This is a genomic window from Actinoplanes sp. NBRC 103695 (assembly GCF_030269485.1).
GTDB lineage: Bacteria > Actinomycetota > Actinomycetes > Mycobacteriales > Micromonosporaceae > Actinoplanes.
This window is the reverse complement of the sequence record NZ_BSTL01000029.1, coordinates 88209-110718: the sequence shown is the minus strand read 5'-3', so window position 1 is coordinate 110718 and position 22510 is coordinate 88209. Positions and strand designations below refer to the sequence as shown.

Genomic DNA, 22510 nt, shown 5'->3' with positions numbered 1-22510 from the left:
CCATGATCGTTTTGCGTGATCGCGCTCGCGACTCCCCAAAACGTGGGGCACGGCGAGCCCGCGCGACCGACCACAATGAACACGGTCGATGCAGAGCGGACGGAGAGGGTGTGGCCTGATGAACTTCAAGCGCCGGACGATTGTGTTCGAGGCAGCGGACATCGAGGCGGAGAGCGCGTTCTGGGCCGGGCTCCTGGACGGCACCGTCGAGCAGAAGGAGACCTGGCACAACGTCTGGGCCGACGGGGACTGGCACCTGGCCGTCCAGCTGGCGCCCGGCTATGTCCCGCCCACGTGGCCGGACGGCGCGTCGTCGCAGCAGGTCCATCTCGACTTCTACCTCGAGGACCTGGAAGCCGCCCACGAGAAGGCGATCAAGCTGGGTGCGCGGTTGCTGAAGTCGGCGGACGATCCGGGTGCCCGTACCGGATTCCGGGTCTACGCCGATCCGGCCGGCCACATCTTCTGCATGGCCTGGCCGTAGGACGACGTCACCCGCCCCGGGCTCGTCGAGCCCGGGGCGGTTCAGGCCCGCCCGGTCAGCGGTGGGCCGTGACGGTCCAATCGGGATGACCGGGCATCGCCGGCGTGGTCGCTCCGTAGAGCCACTCGTTGAGGAAGCCCCGGAGGTCCCGGCCCGAGATCCGGGACGCGAGCGCGATGAAGTCCTGCGTCGAGGCCGACCGGCCCCGGTTCACCGACACCCAGGCCCGCTCGAGCCGCTGGAACGCCGGCCCGCCGATCTTCTGCCGCAGGGCGTAGAGGACGAGCGCTCCCCCGTCGTACACGTTGGGGTTGAACACATCCCAGATGACCTCGGCCTTCAACGGACGCGCGGGCGGGCCGAACCTCTCGCGGAAGTCGTCGTTGCGCGCGTACACGTCCCTGAAGTACTCCTCGCGGTTCGCGAATCCCTGCCTGTACTGACCGAAGACGCCGGTCTCCTCCGCGTACTCCAGCTCGTACCAGGTCGCGTGGCCCTCGTTCTGCCAGACGTCACTCCACGACGCCGGAGCGACGCTGTCGCCGAACCACATGTGAGCCAGCTCGTGCACCATCACCGGATCGCGGATGTACGCCGGCCTGGAGAACAACGACGTGTCGTACAGCGACAGGGACTGGGTCTCCAGCGCGAAGCCCAGCTGGGAGTCGATCACCAGCGAGCCGTAGTTCTCGAACGGGTACCGGCCCACCTTGCCGATCATCCAGCTCATCTGTGAGCGCTCGCCGTCCGCCTTCGGCAGGAGATCGCCGGCGAGCCGGCGCGGGACGACGTCACGGATCGGCACGCCGGACGCCGCCGGGCGCTCGTGCACCACGAAGTCGCCCACCGCGGTCTGCAGCAGTTCGCTGGCCATCGGCTTCGATTCCCGGTAGACCGAGGTGACGTAGCCGTCCCGGGTCCGGTCGCGCACGTGCCGGCCGTTCGCGACCGCCGTCCAGCCCGTCGGCGCGGTCAACGAGATCGTGTAGGTAGCCATGTCGCTGGGGTGATCGTTGCTCGGGAAGAACTGGTGCGACTGGTCCGGCTGACCGGCCATGATCGTGCCGTCGGCCGTGGTCACGAACCCGGCCGGGGTCTCGGCGTTGGCCGGGATCGGAGTCGCCGTGAAATCGCTGACGGTGACCTGGAAACGCGCGCTCTTGCGCAGGGTGCGCTTGGGCGTGACGACCAGTTCGTCGCCTTCGCGGGTGAAACCCGCGGCCTTGCCGTCGACCGTCACCGCGCCGACCGACTCTCCGCCGAAATCCAGGTCGAACCGCGAAAGACTCTGGGTGGCGACCGCGGTGATCGTCACCGTGCCGGTGACCGTCTGCTTCGGATCCTTTCGCGGATGCAGCACCCGCAAGTCGTAATCCTGCACGTCGTAACCACCGTTGCCCAGCAACGGATACAGCCGGTCACCGAGGCCCGCGGAACCGGGTGACGGGGCGGCGCCGGCGGCGGAAGCCGGAGTCACCACCCCCACCATGCCGACGAGCGCGGCCACGCCGCCCGCCAGCAAGACATCGATACGTCTGCCGATGAAGTTGTTCATGGAAAACGACGTTACGTCCGCGGCGGATCCGGTCAGCGGACCCTGGTTCCGGTGACAAGACGCCTCCCTCCGAGCCCGCATACGGTGAGCCTGATAGGCCCCGGGCACCATCAGCGAAAGGAATCAAAGTGGCTGAGAGCGCCAACGGAACGGTGACCCAAGGACTGACCCCGGAGCAGGTGAAGTCCTTCCAGGAGAACGGGTTCCTCGGGCCGTTCGATCTCTACTCCGAAGACGAGGCCCGGCTCGAGTGGAGTCAGGCCATGATCGAGATGGTCACGTCCGAGAACAAGCCGCACGAGTCGACCATCATCAATTACGACCGTCATCTCGACTGCAACGCGCTGTCGAAGCACATCGCGCACCCGACGATCGTGCACAAGCTCCGCAGTCTGATGGGCGACGACATCATCTGCTGGAAGACGAACATCTTCGAGAAGCAGCCGGGCGAGGCGGGTACGGGCTGGCACCAGGTCGAGGCGTTCACCGTCTTCGAGTCGGAGACCGTGGCATATCCGTCGCTGCGGTACACCGAGGAGTCCACGGCGACCACGCAGGAGCTGACCGTCTGGACGGCGTTCTCCGACGCCGACGAGGCGCACGGCTGCCTCCGGTTCCTGCCGGGAAGCCACAAGCAGTGGTACTACGACGAGACGAAGCCGATGTCGCGCAACGTGGAGAGCAAGTCGCACGACTTCTTCGGCTACGACTACTCGGAGCTGAAGCTCGACCAGGACTGGGATCCCGACAAGCACGAGATCGTCGACATGCCGATGAAGGCCGGGCAGTTCGTCATCTTCCTGGCCAAGTGCATCCACGGCTCGTACCCGAACACGAGCCCGGACAAGCGCCTGGGTCTGGCGTCGCGCTACGTCTCGCCGTCGGTCCGGGTCTACGAGCACATCGACAGCCTCAGCGGGTTCGGCGACGCGATCAGCCTGGACTACCACGGCAGTGTCCTGGTGTCCGGCGAGGACAAGTACGGCCACAACCGGATCCACGCGAACAACCTCAACGGCTTCCCGTTCCCGAAGGTCGAGACCCATGGCCACTGACGACTACCGGCAGAAGTTCGCCGACTTCCTCGTCACCCAGCCCATCGGCGCCGAGCTCGGGCACGAACAGATCGTGCGGGCGCAGACGCGTGACGAGCTGGGGATCAGCTCGCTCAACATGATCATCGTGTTGATGAACTACATCAAGAAGTACACGGACGGCAGCGTCACCCTGCAGCCGGAGTGGGTCCTGCGGCTCAACGACGTCGACGGCATCGCCTCGGTGCTGCGCGACATCGATGCGACAGCGGCCGAGCCCGCCCGGTCCTGAGCGCCGGGCCCGCCATTTCCTCGTCCTCAGCCGATCGAAGGAACCATGAATTCGGATCACAAAGTCATCGGCATCGGCTCGTTCGCGTCCGTCTTCGGCGACGTGGTGTGCAAGCCGGAGAACATCCCTGATTTCGAGACCCTCTGGGAGACGGTGTCGTTCGGCACCGACTTCGCCGAGATGGGATGTACGACGTACCGGAAGATGTCGGGCCCCGCGCTGGACTACGTCGTGGAAGCCGTGCGCCGGAGTCTGCGGGACGCCGGCACCACGCCCGCGGACGTCGGCCATCTCGTGTTCGCGACCAGCGACCCGACCCTCGCGCTGCTGCCGTCCGGCTTCGCGGGCGACGTGCTCCTGGCCCTCGGCATGGACACCTGCGTACCGCACCTCGTTTCCTACCAGCGGTGCTGCAGTTCGCTGACCGCGTTGCAGCACGGCGAGCGGCTGTTCGCCGATCCGGACGTGACACACGTGGTGGTGGTCGCCCTGGACTTCGTGCCGGAGGACCGCGATCGCGTCCGGTCGTACGCCATGTTCGGTGACGCGGCCGTCAGCTGCGTGCTGACCCGCGACGATCCGGGCCTGCTGCGGCTGCTCTCGTCCGCGGTCAAGACGGATCCGGCGGGACTGCGGGGCAACGACACCTTCATCTCGCGGAAGAACGTCGCCGACCGGACGCTGTCCGCCGTGTTCCGCTCCGGCGGTCATCGGCCGGCCGAGCTGACCAAGGTGTTCGCGGCCAACCTGCACAAGCCCCTGACCGTGTTCAACGCGACGTCGGTCGGTCTGCCGCCGGACAAGCTGCACTTCGCCGGCACCCTCGCCGAGTACGGGCACTGCGGGAACGCCGACTGGATGATCAACCTGATCGACTACCACGAGCGATCAGGTGTCCGGGCCGGGGAGAAGTACCTCGCGCAGTCACTGGCGCCCGGGTTCTACGCCTGCGGGCTCCTCGAGGGGAGCGCGCGGTGACGGGGTACCTGTCGACCACGGACTGCGTAGGCCCGATCACCCTGCCCGACGGTGTGATGGGCACCCTGCACCAGCTCGCCGCGGCGGCCGGGGCCGACGACTTCGCCACGCTGTCGATCTGCGCCGGCGTGCTGGCCGAGCGGCTGCCCCGCCCGGGCACCGGATGCCGCGTCCGGGTCACCCGGGGCGCGGTCGAGGCGATCGTGCCGGCGGCCGGCACGCCGGACGCGTCCCTCAGCTTTCGCGAGGCGCTCCGGCAGGCCCCCGCCGGCGGGCACGCCGTCGCGCCCGGCGCCGCCGGCGACCAGCCGGTCGCCGTGACCGTCCTGATCGCCCGGGCCGGCCGGCACCTGTACGCCGAGACCATGACCGACGACGCCGACGTCCCGTCGGCGCAGGCCTGGGCCCGGTCGTTCCTGCAGTTGCTGACCGGCCTGGCCGGCGAACCCGACGCCCCGATGACCGACCATCCCCTGGTCGGCGCCGAGGAACGCGAACGGATCCTGCACGGCCTCAACCCGCACCGGGACCCCGAGATCCCTTATCGCACGATGGCGGAGCCGTTCCAGGAACAGGCGGAGCGCACCCCCGACCGGATCGCGCTGCTCGACGAGGACGGCGGCACGGTCAGTTACCGGGAGCTGAACGAGCGCGCGAACCGGCTGGCCCACCACCTCCGTGAGCAGGGCGCCGGGCCGGGCACCCGGATCGGCATCTGCCTGCAGCGCGGTGTCCACCAGGTCGTCGCCCTCCATGCCGCCGTCAAGACCGGCGCCACGTACGTCCCCCTCGACGCCGACCTGCCGGACCAGCGGATCGCCTTCATCCTGGCCGACTCCACGCCCCGGCACGTGCTGACCGACCCGGCCTGCCGGGCTCGCATCCCGGACGGCGCCTGGGACGTCCACGACGTGCACGACGAGCGGGCGTGGTCGCTCCGGCCGGCCACGAACCCGGTCGTCGAGGGCACCGCGTCGTCGCTGGTCCACATCCTCTACACGTCGGGGACGACCGGCCGGCCCAAGGGCGTGGCCTCCGCCACCGGCGGCACGCTGGCCAACATCTTCTGGATGCAACGCCAGTACCCGTTCCACGCCCAGGACGCCGCCCTGTTCAAGGCCTCCCCCGGATTCGACATCTCGATCTGGGAGATCTTCTGGCCGCTCTACCACGGCGCGCGCCTGGTGATCTGCCGTCCCGGCGCCGAGCGCGACCCGCGCCACCTGGCCCGGCTGGCCCGCGAGCACGACGTCTCGATGGTCTTCCTGGTGCCGACGATGGTGACGGCCTTCCTGGAGGAAGCCCGCGGTGCGGCGCTGCGGTGGGTGGTCTGCGGCGGGGAGCCGATGAGTACGCGGATCCCCGGCACGTTCCACGCCGCACTGCCCGGGACCAGCCTGGTCAACGCCTTCGGACCGACCGAGGCCGGACCGGTCACCGACAACGTCGTGGAACCCGGCTGGGACGGCGTGACCGTTCCGGTGGGCCGGCCCGCCGACAACTTCCGGATCACCGTGCTCGACGCGAACCTCGACCTGGTGCCGGTGGGCGCCCCCGGCGAGGCGTACATCAGCGGCGACGTCGGCCTGGCCGACGGGTACTGGCGGCAGCCGGGCCGGACCGCGGAACGGTTCGTCGCGGACCCGTACGGTCCACCCGGGTCGCGGATGTACCGCACCGGCGACCTCTGCCGGTTCCGCGAGGACGGCGCGCTGGAGCACCTCGGCCGGATCGACCGGCAGGTCAAGATCCGGGGTCTGCGCATCGAACCGGGCGAGATCGAGTCGGTGCTGACCGCGCACCCCGCGGTCGGCGACTGCGCGGTGATCGCCCACGGAGAACCGCTGCGGCTGCTCGCCTTCGCCGTGCCGGCCCCCGGCCGCACCGCCGCCGAGCTGGACCCCGAGTCGATCCTCGAGCTGGCCTCCGGGCTGCCCCGGCAGATGCGGCCCGACCGGGTCGTGCCGGTCGACTACCTCCCGGCGACGGTGAACGGGAAGATCGATCAGAACGAGCTGATCAAGATCTGGCAGGAGCTGGCCGAGCGCGAGCACACCTTCGTGCCACCGGCCGACGAGCTGGAGGCGACCCTGGCCGACATCTACGGCCGGGTGCTGGGCCGCTCGCCGATCAGCGTGCTGGACACCTTCGTCCAGCTGGGCGGCCACTCGCTGCTCACCTTCCGCCTGCGCGACGAGTGCCAGGCCAGCCTGCGGGCCGCGCCGGACATGACCGAGCTGCTCAACGGAACGGTACGCGACGTGGCCGCGACGATCCGCGGCACGACAACCGGAGGACGGCCGTGGACACGCTGACGACCGGCGACACCGACAAGCTGGCCGGCGCCCTGCGCGGCGAACTGATCACCCCGTCGGACCGACGGTACGACCAGGCCCGCCGGGTCTGGAACGGCGACATCGACAAGCATCCCCCGCTGATCGTCCGGTGCGCGGACCCGGCCGACGTCTCCGCGGCCGTCACCTTCGCCGCCGAGCGCGGACTGCCCATCGCGGTGCGGGGCGGCGGCCACAGCGTGGCCGGGCAGGGGCTGTGCGACGACGGCCTGGTCGTCGACCTGTCCCGGATGCGGGCGGTCACGGTGGACCCGGAACGCCGCCTGGCGCACGTGCGGGGCGGCGCGCTGTGGCAGGACGTCGACCCTGCCACCCAGGCGCACGGCCTGGCCACGACCGGCGGCATCGTCAGCGAGACCGGGGTCGGCGGCCTCACCCTCGGCGGCGGCATCGGTCACCTGATGCGCCGCTGCGGATTCACCGTGGACAACCTGGCCGAGGCCGATCTGGTGACCGCCGACGGCCGGCTCGTGACCGTGGACGCGGAGAAGGACCCGGAACTGCTGTGGGGTCTGCGCGGCGGGGGCGGCAACTTCGGGGCCGTCGTGCGGTTCGGTCTGCGGCTGCACGAGGTGGGGGCGGCCGTCCAGGCCGGGATGATCATTCATCGGCTGGACGACGCACCGGCCGTCCTGCGCCACTACCGCGACGTGATCGCGGACGCTCCGGACGAACTGGGCACCATCCTCAACCTCCGGTTGTGCCCGCCGATCCCGGCCGTCCCCGAGCGTCTGCACGGATCCCCGGTCATCGCCATCAACGTCTGCTGGACCGGTGCCGGCAACGCGTTCCTCCGCCCGCTGCGTGAGTTCGGTCGACCGTTGCTCGACACCGTGGGCCCGATGTCCTACGTGGACTTCCAGCGAGGGGTCGACAAGACGTCCCCGGCCGGCAAGCACTACTACTGGCGATCGGTCGACTTCGACCGGCTCTCCGACCCGGTCATCGAGACGATCGTCGAGCACGCGTCCCGGATCACCTCGCCGCTGGCCGCCGTGCCGGTCTATCACCTCGGCGGGGCGGCCGGGCGGGTGCCCGCCGACGACACCGCCTTCGGATCCCGCGAGGCCGGGCACAACATCAACATGTTCGGCGCCTGGGAGCCCGGCGACGACCGGGACCGGCACGTCGCCTGGGTCCGCGACTTCAGCGACGCGATGGCGCCGCACTCGGTGGGCCAGTACGTCAACTTCCTCAACGACGAGGGCACGCCGAACGTGCGGGCGGCGTACGGGAGGCGGCGGTGGGAGCGCCTGGTCGCCCTGAAGCGGCGCGTGGATCCCGAGAACCTCTACCGCTTCAACTTCAACATCGACCCGAGGTCGCCGGACGAGGGAGACACGTGAGATTCGGCATCATGATCGTCCCGGAGGACCGGTGGCCGGCGGCACGGGAGAAGTGGCGCCGTACCGAGCAGATGGGGTTCGATCACGCCTGGACGTACGACCACCTGAACTGGCGGGCGTTCCGCGCGAAAGACTGGTTCACCGCCGTGCCGACGCTGACCGCCGCGGCGGTGGAGACCGAACGCATCGGGCTCGGCGTCCTGGTCGCCTCGCCCAACCTGCGGCACCCGGTCTCCCTGGCCAAGGATGTCACCGCCATCGACGACATCGCCGACGGCCGGCTCATCCTCGGGCTGGGCTCCGGCGCCGAGGGCTTCGACTCCACCATGACCCGCCGGACCCACTGGAGCCGGCGCGAGCGCACCGAGCGGTTCGCCGAGTACGTGCGGCTCACCGATCGGCTCCTTCGGCAGCCGGTCACCTCGTTCGACGGCCGCTACTACCTGGCCGACGAGGTCCACTCGTACCCGCTGTGCAGGCAGCAGCCGCGCGTGCCCTTCGCGATCGCCGCCTCCGGCGCCCGGGGCATGCGCCTGGTCGCCGAGCACGGCGAGTACTGGGTGACCACCGGCGAGCCCAACCGGTTCGCGAGCGCACCCTACGACGAGGCGCTCCCGGTCCTCCGGCAGCAGGTGGAGGCGCTCGAGAAGATCTGCGTGGAGGTCGGCCGGGACCCGGCGACGGTGTCCCGGCTGCTGGTCTGCGGGCCGACCGTGGGCGGCGTCCTCGACTCGCCGGACGCGTTCGCCGACGCGGCGGGCAAGTTCGCCGAGGCGGGCATCACCGATGTCGTCGTGCAATGGCCGCGGCCGGACGAACCATTTCCGGGAAAGGTCGGGATCCTGGAGAAGGTGGCCGAGGACCTGGATCGTCACCGAATCACGTGACTCCGTGCCGAAAAGAGAGCCGCTTACCGTCTCAGAAGACCCTGTTAATTAAAACTGAGAGGGATTGTGTGATCCGATGCGAACCCATTATGTAGCCGACACGCCATTGGACGACACCCGTCTCGCGAAAGACCTCGAGCAGAGCGATTCCTTCGCGTGGTCCGAGGCGTACAGCGATTATGTCTTCGGTGGTTCCTGGAAGAGCTGCATGCTCTGGGCCCGCGGCGGCGACGCCGGCGACGGTGTGGTCACCAACTACGACCACGGCCGGCCCGCCGCCTTCACGCAGTTCGGCGACCGGCTCCCCTACCTGCGGGAGCTGATCTCGGGAGTCGCCGACCTGGACCGGCTCAACTTCGTCCGGCTGGCCAAGGTGCAGAACAGCGTGATCATCCCGCACCGCGACCTGCTGGAGCTGAGCGATCTCGCGGACGACACGCGCAACGCCCACCGCATGCACATCCCGCTGGTCACCAACGAGAACTGCTTCTTCAACCAGGGCAGCACCGTGTTCCGGATGGGCCGTGGCGAGGTGTGGTTCCTCGACGCCTCGGAGATCCACTCGGTGGCGGTGCTCTCCACCGAGGAGCGGATCCACCTGATGCTCGACTTCGTGGACGTGCCGTCGGACAAGCCGCTGATCACGGTCCGGGGCAACCACCCCGGCGACGGCATCCCGGCCGCCAAGACGGTCGAGCGTCCGCCGCTCACCGACGCCGGCCGAGCCGCCCTGCTGCGGCTCGCCGAGGTCATCACCTCCGAAACCGTCAACGAGATCTTCAGCATCGTCATCAAGAACCATTACCGGTTCGACGGCGGCGACGATTTCGTCTGGAACACCATGGTGGAGATCGCGCGCGCGGCCGAGAACCCGGCCGTCCTGGCGCACGTCGAGGAATTGCGCCGTTACTACACGCTGGAACGGTCCGCCGACGAATAACCGCCGTCTTCTTACGAGGTGATGAGAAATGGAAATGACGCCGCGGTTCCATCACGTCGGGGTCCAGACGAACGACCTCGAGAACAGCGTGCGCTGGTATTCCGATTTTCTCGGGTGCGAGCGGGCGTGGACCCTCGACAAGTTCTCCGAACTGACCACGAGCCGGCTGCCGGGTATCCGGACGCTGACCGAGATGGTCCTCGGCGACGTGCGGGTGCACCTGTTCGAGCGGCCCGGCCGGGTCGCCGCGCCGGCCGAGAGCGCCGTCCAGTTCCAGCACTTCTGTTTCACCGTGGACTCCCCCGGCGATCTGGACCGGCTGCGGCGGCGCTGGATCGAGCTGTACGACTCCGGCCGCTACCGGTACGCGTCGGACGAGCAGCCGACCGACATCGTGGTCGACGCGGACGGCGTGCGGAGTTTCTACTCGTACGACGTGAACGGGCTGGAGTTCGAGTTCACCTACGTGCCGGAGGCCGCGTCATGACGGCGGTCGTCAGTGAGGCCCTGTCCGACCTGCCGGCCACCGGGCGGTGGGACTTCGGCGGGTTCGCGTACGGCCTGGAGCCGCTGGTCCTCCCGGCCGTCGGCGCACCGCACGCCGAGCACGACCCGGCGGTCGTGGTCGCGCCCGAGGCCCACGCCCAGATCTGCTGGCGCATCCGCACCCTGGGCGAGCGTGGCCTGCTGACCCCCGAGGTCGACCGCTGCGACGAGCCGGACGAGCTGTTCTGGTTCCGGTGGATCACCGGGCACCAGGTCTGCTTCGTGGTGTGGCGGCTGATCGCCGGACTCCTCGACGACCTGAACCAGGGCCGCCGGACGGCGGCCGAGGTCGCCGGTTCGATCAGCCGCTACGTGGACGGCTACTCGGCGATGCTGCTCTACACCGGTTCCTGCCCGCCCGACCTGTACAGCGTGCTGATCCGGCCGAGCATGCGGCTGCGGCACCGGGCTTTCAGCGGCGCCTGGGCCCCCGACTACTGGCCGATCCGCGACCTGTTCCGACGCAAGCAGCTGCCGAACATGTCCGGCACCGACGCCGGTGAGCTGGCCGACGCCATCAGGCTGCTGCACCTGGTGCACGACGGGGTCGCCGCGAGGCTGGTCACCAACGGAAAGTCGCTGCTGCGCGAGGCGGCCGTCCGCGGCCCGCGCACCCGGCAGGCCGGGATGATCTACGACACCTACTTCGCGACGCTGCGCGCCCCGGCCACCCGGCCCGAGGTGGTGGCGCAGCTGTTGCGGCGGCTGGTGGCCATCGCGCAGGACGTGGCGGCCAACGGCCTCTACCGCCCCGGCGACGAGGAACGGCCACCCGAGCTGCGCCAGGCCGAGGCGGTCAAGTGTGAGAACGGCCTCCTCGACATCGTTCTCGGCGTCGCCGAGCAGGCCTGCGGGCCGGCGAACAGCGTCGCCGAGCAGGCCTGCGGGCCGGCGGACGGCGTACGCCGATGACCGTCCTGCGCCCCCAGCTGACCGGAACGTTCGGCGCCGTCGCCTCGACGCACTGGCTGGCGTCGACGGTCGCGATGAGCATCCTCGAGCGGGGCGGAAACGCCTTCGACGCGGTGGCGGCGGCCGGATTCACCCTCCAGGTGGTCGAACCGCACTCCAACGGTCCCGGCGGTGACGTCGTGATCTCCGTGCACCCCCGCTCGTCGGGAACGGTCCGGGTCATCTGCGGCCAGGGACCGATGCCGCAGGCGGCCACCATCGACAGGTTCGCCGCGCTCGGCATCAAGCAGATGCCCGCGGCGGGCCAGCTGCCGGCGACCGTGCCGGGCGCGTTCGGGGCGTGGATGCGCCTGCTCTCCGAGTTCGGCACGATGCCGCTGGGCGACGTTCTCGAGCCGGCGATCGGCTACGCCTCCCGCGGCTATCCGTTGCTGCCGGCCGCGGCATCGACGATCGCGGCGATGGCTCCCCTTTTCCGTACGCACTGGGCGGAGTCGGCCCGCACCTGGCTGCCGGGCGGATCCGAGCCGGCGGCCGGCTCCCGGATGCACAACACGACGCTGGCCGGCACCTACGAGCGGCTGGTCCTCCAGGCGCGGGCCGCGGCGACCGGCCGGGAGGCTCAGATCGAGGCCGCCCGCGCCGCCTTCTACGAGGGCTTCGTCGCCGAGTCGATCGACCGCTTCGCCCGCACCGAGGTGTTCGACTCGACCGGCCGGCCGCACCACGGCCTGCTGACCGGTGACGACCTGGCGACCTGGCGGGCCGGGGTCGAGGAGACGTGCGCGCTGCCGTACGGCGACTTCACCGTCCACAAGCCCGGACCGTGGTCGCAGGGCCCGGTGTTCCTGCAGCAGCTCGCCCTCCTCGAGGGATGCGACCTGCGCGGCATGGGACTGGGCAGCGCCGAGTACGTGCACACGATCGCCGAGTCGGCCAAGCTCGCCTTCGCCGACCGCGAGGCCTGGTACGGCGATCCGGACCACTCGCCGGTGCCGATGGCCGGGCTGCTGTCGCCGGAGTACACGGCGCGACGACGCTCGCTGATCGGCGACGCCGCGAACCTCGACCCGGTACCCGGCCGGCCGGGCGGCGGCGAGCCCTGGATCCCTCAGGCCGCCCCGGAGCAGGCCGCCGCCGGCGAACCCGCCTGGATGGCCCACCTGCGCAGCGGTCTGCCCACCGTGAACCCGGCGGCGCCCCGCGCCGGCGCCGGCAACACCTGCACCGTCGCCGTTGTGGACCGGTGGGGAAATCTGGCCGTGGCCGTGCCCAGCGGCGGCTGGCTCAAGAGCTCGCCGGTGATGCCGGGGCTCGGTTTCGCGCTCGGCACCCGCGGCCAGACGGCCTGGCTCACCGAGGGCCACCCGAACTCGCTCGCGCCCGGGCGGCGTCCGCGCACGACGCTGAGCCCCAGCGTCGTGCTGCGCGACGGCGAGCCGTTCCTGGCCTTCGGCACGCCCGGCGGTGACCAGCAGGACCAGTGGACGCTGCACGCGTTCCTGGCCGTCGCGGAGTTCGGGCTCGAGCCGCAGGCGGCCACCGAGCTGCCCGCATGGAACATCGACCACTTCGCGCAGTCGTTCGCGCCGCGCGTCTCGCGGCCGGGCGTGGTGGTCATCGAGCGCTCGCACGGCCCCGAGGTGCTGGCCGGGCTCGAGAAGCGGGGACACCGGCTGGACGTGGTGCCGGAGTCCACCCTCGGCAAGGTCTGCGCGGCCGGTGTCGACCCCGGCACGGGATTCGTGCGGGCCGCGACCGGCGCGCGCGGCCGCCAGGCGTACGCGGTATGTCGGTAGCCCTTCGACGGTGAGGCGGTAGCCCATGTTCGTGCCCAGCCACTACCGGATCTCCGACGACCGCTGGCACCGCCGGATCGTCGACGGGCACCCGTTGGCCACGTTCACCACCAACGGACCGGCCATGCCGTGGGCCAGCCGCATACCGGCCCTGGTCGCCCCCGGGCAGCCCGACTCCGGTCCGCTCACCGGCACCGAGATGTTCGGCCACCTCAACCGGGCCAACCCGCATTGGAAGTCCCTGGCCGACGGCACGCACGCCCGGCTGATGTTCGACGGGCCGGGCGGCTTCGTGACGCCCGCGGTCTACCCGTCCGAGCCGTCCTCGCCGACGTGGAACTTCGCGGCCGTGCACGTCTGCGGCCGCATCCGGCTGATCCACGATACGGAGGAGACGCTGCAGGTCGTCCGGTGGACGGCCGAGCGGCTCGAGGACCGCTTCGGCGCGGGCTGGGACCAGGCCTCCTCGGTCGGCTACTTCCGGAGGATCGTGCCCGGCGTCGGCGCGTTCCGGCTGACCGTCGACTCGGTCGAGGCGTTGTTCAAGCTGAGCCAGGAGAAGCCGGCCGACGTACGGGAGTCGGTGATCCGGCACTACGAGGCGGACGAGACCGGCGCCGGACGGCCGATCGCACATCTGATGCGGGAGGCCGGCATGGGCGACGCCGACGGCTCGCCCGGCTGCCCGTTCTGACGCACGACTCGTTCTGACGCACCACTCGTTCTGACGCACCACTCGTTCTGACGCACGGCGAAGGGCGCGGTTCTCGCGAACCGCGCCCTTCCTCTGCGTACGCTCAGATCTCCTCGAACCCCATCCGCCGGGCGACGGCGGCGCTGATCGCCGCGGCCAGCTCGTCCGCGTGCTCCGCGTCGAACAGGCTCAGATGGCTGCCCTTGACCTCGGCCGGCGCCACCTCGGCGGCGAAGGCGGACCAGCCTCGGTCGCCGTCCATGTAGCCGGCCGGGAACGACGGCGCGCCGGCCGGCAGCGGGTCGCTCGCCCGCAGGAAGTCGACCTCGCCCGGATAGGGCTCCGGCCGGTAGCCGAGGAACGCCGCCCGGTTGCGCTCGACCGTCCCGTCGAGCGCGGCCACCGCCGTGGTGTCGGCGCCCTCCAGCCGTAGCACGTCGAGCTCCAGGATCGATGCCCGGACCTGGGCCTCGTCCGCCTCCGCGGCCATGAACGACGGCGGCGCCCAGGTGTCCAGCATCAGGGTCGCGGCGACCGGTTCGCCGCGGTCCCGCCAGAGCCGGGCCATCTCCAGCGCCACGCACCCGCCCATCGACCAGCCGGCCACGATGACCGGGGCGACGCCGCGCACGGCGTCCACCGCCGGCACGTAGCGGGCGGCGATCTCCTCGATCGAGGCCGCCGGTTCGCCGGGCGTGGATTGCAGCCCGTACACCGCGAACTCCGAGCCGAGCCGCTGGGACACCTCGTAGAACGGCAGCACGGAACCACTCGCGGCGTGCACCAGGACCAGTAGCGGCGCGCCCGGGTTCTCGGCCAGGGCCACCAGCGCATCCGCGCCCCGCGAGCCGACCGGGACGGCGGGGGCCGCCGGCATCGCGGCCAGTGTGGCCGCCAGCGCACGGACCGACGGTCCGGTGAACACGTCCTGGACGGTCGGCCACAGCCCGAGCTTGGTCGAGCACTCCTCGATCAGCTTGAACACCAGCAGCGAGTGGCCGCCCATGTCGAAGAAGCTCTCGGTGACCCCGACCGAGTCCCGGCGCAGCACCCGGGCGAAGATCTCGGCCAGCTGGGTCTCCAGCTCCGTCTCGGGCCGGTCGGTGCTTCCCACGCCGCCGGCGTCGGCGCCGCCGGCGTTGTCGCGCAGGTCGAGCAGTGCGGCCAGGTCGATGTCGCCGCCGCCGGTCCGGGGAATCCGCTCCACGACGGTGACGGTGGCCGGCATCAGATAGTCCGGCACCTGCCGGGCCGCCCGGCCGGCGACGACCGTCGCCGACGGTTCCTCGTCCTCGTCCGGCACCACGAAGGCGGCGAGGCCACCGTCCGGTGCGGCGGTGACCACGGCGCGCCACACGTCGTCCTGGTCCGTGAAGGCCGCCTCGATCTCCTCCGGATCGACGCGCAGGCCGTGGATCCGGATCTGCCGGTCGATCGGGCCGAGGTGCTCGATCACGCCGTCGCGGCGGTATCGGCCGAGCTCGCCGGTACGGAACATCCGGGCGCCGGGTACGCCGAACGGGTCGGCCACGAACCGTTCCGCGGTCCGGGCCGGCCGCGCCGGATAGCCGTGGGCCAGGCCGTCCTCGCCGCCGACGTACAGCTCGCCGGCGACACCCGCGGGCACCGGGGCGAGGGCCTCGTCCAGGACATACGCGCGCTTGCCGGCGATCCGGCCGGTCTCGGGCAGGCGGTGACCGGCGACCAGCGTGCCCGGGAATCCGGCCACGTCCGGTGCCATCGACGGCCGTACCGACAGTGCGGTGACGCCGAGCTCGGCGACGAACTGGGGCAGCCGCCGCGGGTCCCGGTGCACTTCGGGCGGGCAGATCGCGACGGCCGCGCCGTACGACAGCGGCCAGAAGCAGCCGTCGGGGGTCTCCAGGAGTGCGACGTCGCCGGGGCCGAGGGGGTGGTCGGACTGCAGGCGCGCGACGTCGGCCAGGAACGCCGCGACCGGGTAGGCGGCCGCGGGCGTGCCGGCCAGGTGGAGCACGTCGAATCCGGCTCCGTCGACCGGCAGGTCGTCGGAGGACAGCCCGGCCCACCGGCCGGGATCGAGCTCCTGATCGGTCAGCTCGACGGCCGGGCCGGCGTCGTCCGGGCGCTCGGGTTCGATCAGCACGTACGGCGCCCCGATCTTGGCCGCGGCGTACAACGCGATGATCTGGCCGGCGCCCGGGGCGAGACGGATCCCCACGGCCGAGTCCGGGCCGGCCCCGGCGTCGCGCAGGTGACGGGCCAGCCGGTTGGCCCGCGCGTTCAGCTCGGCGTAGCTGACCTCGCCGTCGGTGGCGCGCAGGGCGACCGCGTCCGGTGTGCGCCGGACCTGCTCCTCGAACGGCTCCGCCGCCGTGCGGTGCCGGACGTGCGGCCGGGCCGGCCTGTCGAACTGGCGCAGGACACGTTCCCGCTCCTGCGGCGCCATCAGCGGCAGCTCGAACGCGGGAGCGTCCGGCTCCTCGGCCGCCGCCACCAGCAGGCCCTGGAGGACCTCGGCGAACCGGAGCGCGGCCGGCCGGTCGAACAGGTCGAAGGCATAGATGATGACGCCGCGGAGCCCGTCGCCGTCCGCGGTCAGGCTGAGGGCGAGGTCCCACATCGCGGCGAGGGTGTCCAGGTCGGCGCCCATCTCGGCCGGCTCGCCGACCGCGGCGCCCGACTGGACCAGGTTGACCATCGTCTGGAACACCTGGTGGACGCCGGACAGCCGGGGCAGCCCGAGCTCGGCCACGACCTCCTCGTACGGCACGGCCTGATGGTCGTGGGCCTCCAGGAGGGTCTCGTGCACGCGGCGGACGAGCTGGCGGAAGGTCGGATCACCGGACAGGTCGGTACGCAGCGGCACCGACCGTACGAAGCAGCCCACGATCGACTCGGCGACCTCGTGGTCGCGGCCCGCCAGCGGGGCTCCGACGATGATGTCCCGCTGCCCGGCCATCCGGGCCAGGAACAGCTTGTACGCGGCCAGAACGACGACGAACAGGGTGCATCCCTCGTCCGCGGCCAGCCGCTGCAACGGCGCCATCAGCGACCCGGGGATCGTGAACGGCACGGTGTCCCCGGTCCGGCTGGCCCGGGCCGGTCGGGGGTGGTCGCGGGGCAGGTCCAGCACCGGCAGGTCACCGGCCAGCTTGTCGATCCAGTAGGACAGGTCGCGCCGCACCACCTCGTCGTCGGTGTGCTCGTGCTCCCAGGCGACGTAGTCGAAGAACCCGGCCGCCGGCGGCGGGTCGAGCGGCCGACCGGCCAGCAACGCGTCCAGCTCACCGACGACCCGCAGCCGGGACAGCCCGTCGACGACCAGGTGGTGGAAGTTGGTCGTCACCATGGACCGGCCGCCGGGCAGCGCGAACCCGATGACCTCGAAGAAGCACGGCTCGTCGAGCGGGAACGCCCGCTGGACGGAGCGGTTGCTGATCCTGGTGGCCTCCGCCGCGGCCTCGCCGGCCGGCAGATGTCGCAGGTCGTGCCAGGTCACCGGCGGATCGATCGGGCCGCTGTCCACCTGCATCGGCACGCCGTCGCGCTCGAACATCCGCACCCGCAGGACGGTGTGCCGAGCCATCAGCTCGGCCGTGGCGGCGCGCAACGTCGCGAGGTCCAGCGCGCGGTCCAGGACCCGCATGTCCGGCATGTTGTATTCGGAGCTGTCCGGGTACTGCCGGCAGGAGAACCAGATCCGGGCCTGCGGCGAGTTGAGCGGCACGGCGGTGCCCGGCGGCACCGGGGCGATGCGCGGGCCCTGGGCCGGCTGCCGGCGCAGCAGGCTCATCAGCAGCCGCTGCTTCCTTGTGTCCAATGTGGTCATCAGGTCACTCCCCCGTTGCGCCGAGTCGCTCGGCGATGACGTCGTCGGACAGCGCGTTCACCTCGGCGACCAGAGCCTTCTCCAGATGCGCGGCCACGCCCGCGATGGTCGGCGCGTCGAAGAACTGCCGGACGGTGATGGACACGCCGAACCGGGCCTTGATCCGGTGCAGCATCTGCATGGCCGACAGCGAGGTGCCGCCGGCGGTGAAGAAGTTCTGAGTTCTTCCGATCCGGCCGACGCCGAGCAGTTCGCGCCAGATCCCGGCGACCTCGGCCTCGATCAGGGAGGTGGTTTCCGAGACGCCGTCGGCGCGGGCCTCGCGGTCCCGGCTGGTCGGCGCGGGAAGGGCCGTGCGGTCGACCTTCCCGGACGCGGTGAGCGGCAACGCGTCCAGCTTCACGTAGACCGACGGCAGCAGATACCGGGACAGGTAACCGGCCGCGTGCTCGGCCACCTCGGGGATGACCGCGTCCGCGCCGACCAGGTAGGCCACGATCTCCTTGACCCCGGGCTCGTCCTCGCGGATCGCCACGGCCACCCGCCCGACCGCCGGGTGGCTGCCGACCACCGCCTCGATCTCGCCGGGCTCGACCCGTACGCCGCGGACCTTGGCCTGCCCGTCGGCCCGGCCGGCGTAGTGCAGCAGGCCGTCGTCGTCCCGGGCGGCCAGGTCGCCGGTGCGGTACAGCCGCTCCCCCGGCACCACCGGCGCGGGATGCGGCAGGAACCGTTGCGCGGTCAGCTCCGGCTGCCCGAGGTAGCCGCGGGCGAGGCCGTCCACGCCGGCCACGTACAGCTCGCCGACCACGCCCGCGGGCACCGGCCGGAGCGCCTCGTCCAAGACGTACAGCCGGTAGCCGTTGACCGCCCGTCCCATCGGCACGCCGCCGTCTCCCGGCCAGGCCCGGCCGGTCCAGAGCGCGACCTCGGAGGTCTCGGTCTGGCCGTAGGCGTTGTGCAGGTCGACGTCGAAGTGGGCGGCGAACCGCTCCAGGAGGGCCGCCGGCACCGCCTCGCCGGAGGTCTGCACGCAGCCGAGGTCCGGATAGCCGGTGTCCGGGGCGGCCGCGACGTACATGTCCAGCATCGACGGCACGAAGTGGGCCAGCACGGTGCCCGGCGCGGCGAGCAGCCCGGCCAGGTACGGCACGTCCGTCTCGGTGCCCGGCTCGGCCAGCACCACCTCGGCGCCCGAGGCGAGCGTCGAGAAGATCTCCCAGATCGCCACGTCGAAGATCAGCGGAGTCTTGTGCACCACCCGCCGGCCCGGCGCGAGCTGGTATCGGCGGGTGATCCACTCCACCCGGGACGCCGCGCAGCCGTGATCGATGACGACGCCCTTGGGCCGGCCGGTGGACCCCGACGTGTAGTAGACGAACGCCGTGTTCCGCGGATGGGCCGTGTTCCGCGGATGGGTCGTCACCTGGCCGCGCCCGGAGGACCCGTCGACCGGGTGGATCCGCGGTACGTTCTCCAGCCCGGCCGGCACCGGCTCGGCAGCGATCACCGCGGCCATCGCGCAGTCGGTGGCGATCCAGCGCAGGCGCTCGGCCGGGTACCCGGCGTCCAGCGGCACGAAGCCGGCCCCCGCACGGAGCACCCCCAGCAGCGCCGCGATCGACTGCACCGAGCGTGGGAGGCACACCCCGACCAGGTCCTCGGGCCCGATGCCGGCGGCGGCCAGCTCGATCGCCACCGACTCGGCCCCGGCGTCCAGCTCGGCGTAGCTGATGGCGGACATGCCCTCCCGCACGGCCACCGCGGACGGATCGCGGGCCAGCGCCGCGTGGAAACCGTCGTGCAACAGGGTGCGGGCGGCGCTCCGGTCCTCGTGCCCGGCGTTGATCGCGGCCAGCTGGGCGTCTGCCGCGGTGGCGGGCAGCAGGGGCAACTCGGTCAGCGGCGCCCCGGGGTCGGCCAGCACCGAGGCGAGGAGGGTGACCAGGGCGTCCTGCCAGCGGCCGGCGGACGGGCGGTCGAAGCGGCGGGTGGCGTACTCGACCTCACCGGCCAGGGTTCCTCCGTCCAGCCGCAGGGTGCAGGTGAGCGCCATCTTGGCCGTACCCGAATGAACGGTCTGCTCCTCGATCCTCAGACCGTCGATGTCGCCGTCGGTGTCGACCGGGGTGGACTGGAGAACGAACATGGTCGGGAAGACCGGGTTCTCGGCGGCGTCGGCACCGCGCGCGAGGCCGCCGACCATCTCCGCGAACGGCAGGTCCTGCCGGGTCAACGCCTCGGCCAGCGCCTCGTCGGTGCGGGCCACCAGATCCCGGAAACGCAGGCCGGGGGTGAACCGCATCCGCAGCGGCACCGTGTTGACGAGGTAGCCGATCAGATCCTCGGTGCCGGGGCGGACCCGGCCGGCCATCGGCACGCCGACCACGATGTCGTCGGCGCCGCCGGACATCCGATGCAGGGTGGCCAGGAAGCCGGCGAGCAGCACGCCGAACGGGGTCGAGCCACAGTCGCGGGCCACCCGCTCCACATCGGACTCACTGACCTGGCCGAGCGCGAGCGGGATCGAAAAACCTCCCTGGCCGTCCGCGCCGGTCGGCCGGCCCGGCTCCGGCCCCGGCGCGTCGCCGTCGAGCCGGTCCGCCCAGTACCGGCGCTGCCCGGCCGCCTCCTCCGACTCCAGCCAGCGCTCCTGCCAGGCCACGTAGTCGGCGAACCGCACGGACGGAGCGGCCACCGGGCGCCCCTGGTACAGCGCGGCGAACTCCCGCCGGAAGACCCCGAGCGACCACGCGTCGAACGCGCTGTGGTGCACATTGAGCAGCCACAGGTGCTCGTCGTCGCCGATCCGGTAACAGGACGAGCGCAGCAACGGGCCGGCCGACAGGTCGAACGGGCGGGCCGCGTCGGCCTCGGCCCGCCGCGTCGCCTCCGCGGGCCCGGAGACCGTAGTCACCTCGGTGCGGACCGGCGACGGCGGCCGCAACCGGGCCTGGACTCGGCCGTCCTGTTCCTCGAGAGTGGTCCGCAGCGACTCGTGCCGGGCCACCAGCGTGCTGAGCGCGGCGTCCATCCGATCGAGGTCGAGCGGGCCCGAGATCCGGTAGCCGAGCGGCACGGCGTAGGTCGCGGCGCCCTGCTGCAGCCCGTCCAGGTACCAGAGCGCGGCCTGGCCGCGGGAGGCCGGACGCAGCTCGTCGTGCCCACCGGCGGCCGCGACGATCCCGTCGCCGGGGTCCCGCCGGTCCGCGCCCTCGATCAGCGCGGCCAGGCCGGTCGCGGTCGGCGCCGACCGCAGGTCGTTGAAGGTCAGCGCCGCGCCGGTGGCCCGGGCGATGCGGCTGAGCAGTTGCAGCCCGCGCAGGGAGTCGCCGCCCGCGGCGAAGAAGTCCTCCTCGGCGCCGACCGGCCGGCCCAGCACCTCGGCGACGAGGCCGGCGACGCCCTCACCGGCCGGTCCGGGGGACGGCGCGGGCGGTGGCGGCAGCTCGGACGGCAGCGCCTTGCCGCTCAGCGGGGACCGCGGGATCCGGTCGAGCCACACGATGGTGTGCGGGAGCATGTGGCCGGGCAACCGGCCGGCCAGTTCGGCGCGCAGCCCCGGCGTCTCGTCGCCCTCGACGTACGCGATCAGCCGCGCGCCGGAGACCGGGTCGTCGGCCGCGACCACGATGGCGTCGCGCACCCCGGCGCACGCGCGGACCGCGTTCTCCACCTGGCCGGGTTCGATCCGGAAACCGCGGATCTTGACCTGGCGGTCGGAGCGGCCGAGGAACTGCAGGGTCCCGTCCGGGAGCCGGCTCGCCCGGTCACCGGTGTCGTACATCCGGGTGCCGGCCGGCCCGAACGGGTCCGGCCGGAACCGGTCGGCGGTCATGTCCGGCACGCCGAGGTAGCCGCGGGCCAGCCCGGGACCGGCGATCCACAGGTCGCCCGGTTCGCCGTCGGCCACCGGCGCCAGCTCGTCGTCGAGCAGGTGCACGGTCACTCCCGGCAGTGGCCGCCCGATCGGCACGAGCCCGTCGCCGGACAGGTTCGCCGGGTCCGGACGGTGGGTGGTGCAGCTGATCGTGGCCTCGGTCGGCCCGTAGTCGGCGACGAAGTCCACCGGCCGCGAGCCGACCACCTTCGCCCAGGCGGCGAACCGGTCCATCCGTACCTTGTCGCCGCCGACGAACACGGTGCGCACGACCTCGGGCAGCGCCACGATCCCGGCCACGAGATCGTCCGTCCACTGGTGCCAGTACGCGCTCGGGAGACTCACCACGGTGGCCCCGTGCGCCGAGATCAGCCCGGTCAGCTCGACGCTGGTCGGCCGGGGCGCGTCCGGCAGCACGACCGCCGCTCCGGCCAGCCACGCCGGCAGCACCTCCTCCAGCGAGGCGTCGATGTGCATCGAGGTGAACTGCAGGAACCGGTCGGCCGGGCCGAGGTCCAGCTCGTCCCGGATCGCGGTGGCGTGGCCGGCCAGGCTCGCGTGCGAGACACCGACCGGCTTCGGCCGCCCGGTCGAGCCGGAGGTGAAGGTGCAGTACGCGAGATTGCCGGGCCACATCGCCGGCGCGCTGTGCCCGGACCGGCCGGTAAGAGCGTCCAGATCCTCGCGGACCACGAGCTCCACCTCGGCGTCGGCCAGCATCCCCTCCACCAGCGTGGCCGGCAGCGAGGCGTCGAGCGGGACGTAGACGCCGCCGGCCTTCCACACCGCCAGCAGCGTCACCAGCCAGCGCGGGGACGACTGCTCGACCGCGACACCGACCCGGACCTCCGGCCGCACCCCACGCTCGGCGAGCCGGGCGGCCAGTTCGCCGGCGCGATCGTCGAGCTCCCGGAAACTCAGCACACCGGCACCGGATATGACCGCCGCCGTGTCCGGGGTCCGCGCGGCCTGAGCCTCGATCAAGTGATGTACGCAAA

The 22510-nt window shown here is 71.7% G+C and carries 14 protein-coding genes and 1 pseudogene; 12 read left to right on the top strand and 3 right to left on the bottom strand.

The genetic code is table 11. From position 1 onward, the window contains the following. Window positions 1–118: 118 nt before the first annotated feature. Window positions 119–484 (top strand): VOC family protein, encoded by a 366-nt coding sequence (locus QSK31_RS38625; protein ID WP_285689680.1) that lies wholly within the window; start codon window positions 119–121, stop codon window positions 482–484. Window positions 485–539: 55 nt separating this feature from the next. Here the strand turns inward: QSK31_RS38625 and QSK31_RS38620 are convergent, their stop codons facing one another. Beyond that, window positions 540–2039, bottom strand: a complete 1500-nt coding sequence (locus QSK31_RS38620) for a M1 family metallopeptidase (RefSeq protein ID WP_285689679.1) — start codon at window positions 2037–2039, stop codon at window positions 540–542. Window positions 2040–2167: 128 nt separating this feature from the next. On the opposite strand from QSK31_RS38620, the gene QSK31_RS38615 reads away from it, so the two are divergent. The 11 genes and pseudogenes from QSK31_RS38615 to QSK31_RS38565 all read left to right on the top strand — a co-directional run bounded on the left by QSK31_RS38615 (window position 2168) and on the right by QSK31_RS38565 (window position 13821). Further along, window positions 2168–3094, top strand: coding sequence for a chlorinating enzyme (locus QSK31_RS38615; RefSeq protein ID WP_285689678.1), 927 nt, complete (start codon window positions 2168–2170; stop codon window positions 3092–3094). Further along, window positions 3084–3365 (top strand): hypothetical protein, encoded by a 282-nt coding sequence (locus QSK31_RS38610; protein WP_285689677.1) that lies wholly within the window; start codon window positions 3084–3086, stop codon window positions 3363–3365. The genes QSK31_RS38615 and QSK31_RS38610 overlap by 11 nt, the downstream gene beginning before the upstream one ends. 45 nt (window positions 3366–3410) lie before the next feature. Continuing rightward, complete coding sequence (locus tag QSK31_RS38605) at window positions 3411–4343, top strand: hypothetical protein (protein WP_285689676.1); 933 nt, start codon at window positions 3411–3413, stop codon at window positions 4341–4343. Continuing rightward, window positions 4340–6658, top strand: coding sequence for a non-ribosomal peptide synthetase (locus QSK31_RS38600; protein WP_285689675.1), 2319 nt, complete (start codon window positions 4340–4342; stop codon window positions 6656–6658). The genes QSK31_RS38605 and QSK31_RS38600 overlap by 4 nt, the downstream gene beginning before the upstream one ends. Next, window positions 6646–8043 carry an FAD-binding oxidoreductase gene (locus QSK31_RS38595; protein ID WP_285689674.1) on the top strand — a complete coding sequence of 466 codons (1398 nt, stop codon included), beginning with the start codon at window positions 6646–6648 and terminating at the stop codon, window positions 8041–8043. Before QSK31_RS38600 ends, QSK31_RS38595 begins: the two co-directional genes overlap by 13 nt. Next, window positions 8040–8930 carry an LLM class flavin-dependent oxidoreductase gene (locus tag QSK31_RS38590; RefSeq protein WP_285689673.1) on the top strand — a complete coding sequence of 297 codons (891 nt, stop codon included), beginning with the start codon at window positions 8040–8042 and terminating at the stop codon, window positions 8928–8930. Before QSK31_RS38595 ends, QSK31_RS38590 begins: the two co-directional genes overlap by 4 nt. Window positions 8931–9006: 76 nt before the next feature. Continuing rightward, on the top strand, window positions 9007–9870 hold the full coding sequence (locus tag QSK31_RS38585) for an aspartyl/asparaginyl beta-hydroxylase domain-containing protein (RefSeq protein WP_285689672.1): 864 nt from the start codon (window positions 9007–9009) through the stop codon (window positions 9868–9870). Between the two features lie 28 nt (window positions 9871–9898). Beyond that, window positions 9899–10180: pseudogene (locus QSK31_RS49300) on the top strand (VOC family protein); the annotation flags it as partial. After that, a complete protein-coding gene (locus tag QSK31_RS38575; protein ID WP_502873075.1) occupies window positions 10153–11328 on the top strand; it encodes a 3-methyl-L-tyrosine peroxygenase-related protein in 1176 nt (391 codons plus the stop codon). The pseudogene QSK31_RS49300 and the gene QSK31_RS38575, both read left to right, overlap by 28 nt. Then, a complete protein-coding gene (locus tag QSK31_RS38570) occupies window positions 11325–13127 on the top strand; it encodes a gamma-glutamyltransferase family protein (protein ID WP_285689669.1) in 1803 nt (600 codons plus the stop codon). Before QSK31_RS38575 ends, QSK31_RS38570 begins: the two co-directional genes overlap by 4 nt. A gap of 25 nt (window positions 13128–13152) precedes the next feature. Further along, window positions 13153–13821 carry an FMN-binding negative transcriptional regulator gene (locus QSK31_RS38565; protein WP_285689668.1) on the top strand — a complete coding sequence of 223 codons (669 nt, stop codon included), beginning with the start codon at window positions 13153–13155 and terminating at the stop codon, window positions 13819–13821. Between the two features lie 103 nt (window positions 13822–13924). On the opposite strand, the gene QSK31_RS38560 is transcribed toward QSK31_RS38565, so the two are convergent. Both QSK31_RS38560 and QSK31_RS38555 read right to left on the bottom strand, forming a co-directional pair. Beyond that, entirely contained in the window at window positions 13925–17632 is a 3708-nt protein-coding gene (locus QSK31_RS38560) for a non-ribosomal peptide synthetase (RefSeq protein WP_285689667.1), read from the bottom strand. Window positions 17633–17636: 4 nt separating this feature from the next. Beyond that, window positions 17637–22496, bottom strand: coding sequence for a non-ribosomal peptide synthetase (locus QSK31_RS38555; RefSeq protein WP_285689666.1), 4860 nt, complete (start codon window positions 22494–22496; stop codon window positions 17637–17639). Window positions 22497–22510 lie beyond the last annotated feature (14 nt).

What these genes read in the sequence shown, in the direction of transcription:
- QSK31_RS38625 (WP_285689680.1), top strand. Translation starts at nt 119, where the DNA reads ATGAACTTCAAGCGCCGGACGATTGTGTTCGAGGCAGCGGACATCGAG.
- QSK31_RS38620 (WP_285689679.1), bottom strand. Translation starts at nt 2,039, where the DNA reads ATGAACAACTTCATCGGCAGACGTATCGATGTCTTGCTGGCGGGCGGC.
- QSK31_RS38610 (WP_285689677.1), top strand. Translation starts at nt 3,084, where the DNA reads ATGGCCACTGACGACTACCGGCAGAAGTTCGCCGACTTCCTCGTCACC.
- QSK31_RS38605 (WP_285689676.1), top strand. Translation starts at nt 3,411, where the DNA reads ATGAATTCGGATCACAAAGTCATCGGCATCGGCTCGTTCGCGTCCGTC.
- QSK31_RS38585 (WP_285689672.1), top strand. Translation starts at nt 9,007, where the DNA reads ATGCGAACCCATTATGTAGCCGACACGCCATTGGACGACACCCGTCTC.
- QSK31_RS38570 (WP_285689669.1), top strand. Translation starts at nt 11,325, where the DNA reads ATGACCGTCCTGCGCCCCCAGCTGACCGGAACGTTCGGCGCCGTCGCC.
- QSK31_RS38565 (WP_285689668.1), top strand. Translation starts at nt 13,153, where the DNA reads ATGTTCGTGCCCAGCCACTACCGGATCTCCGACGACCGCTGGCACCGC.
- QSK31_RS38560 (WP_285689667.1), bottom strand. Translation starts at nt 17,632, where the DNA reads ATGACCACATTGGACACAAGGAAGCAGCGGCTGCTGATGAGCCTGCTG.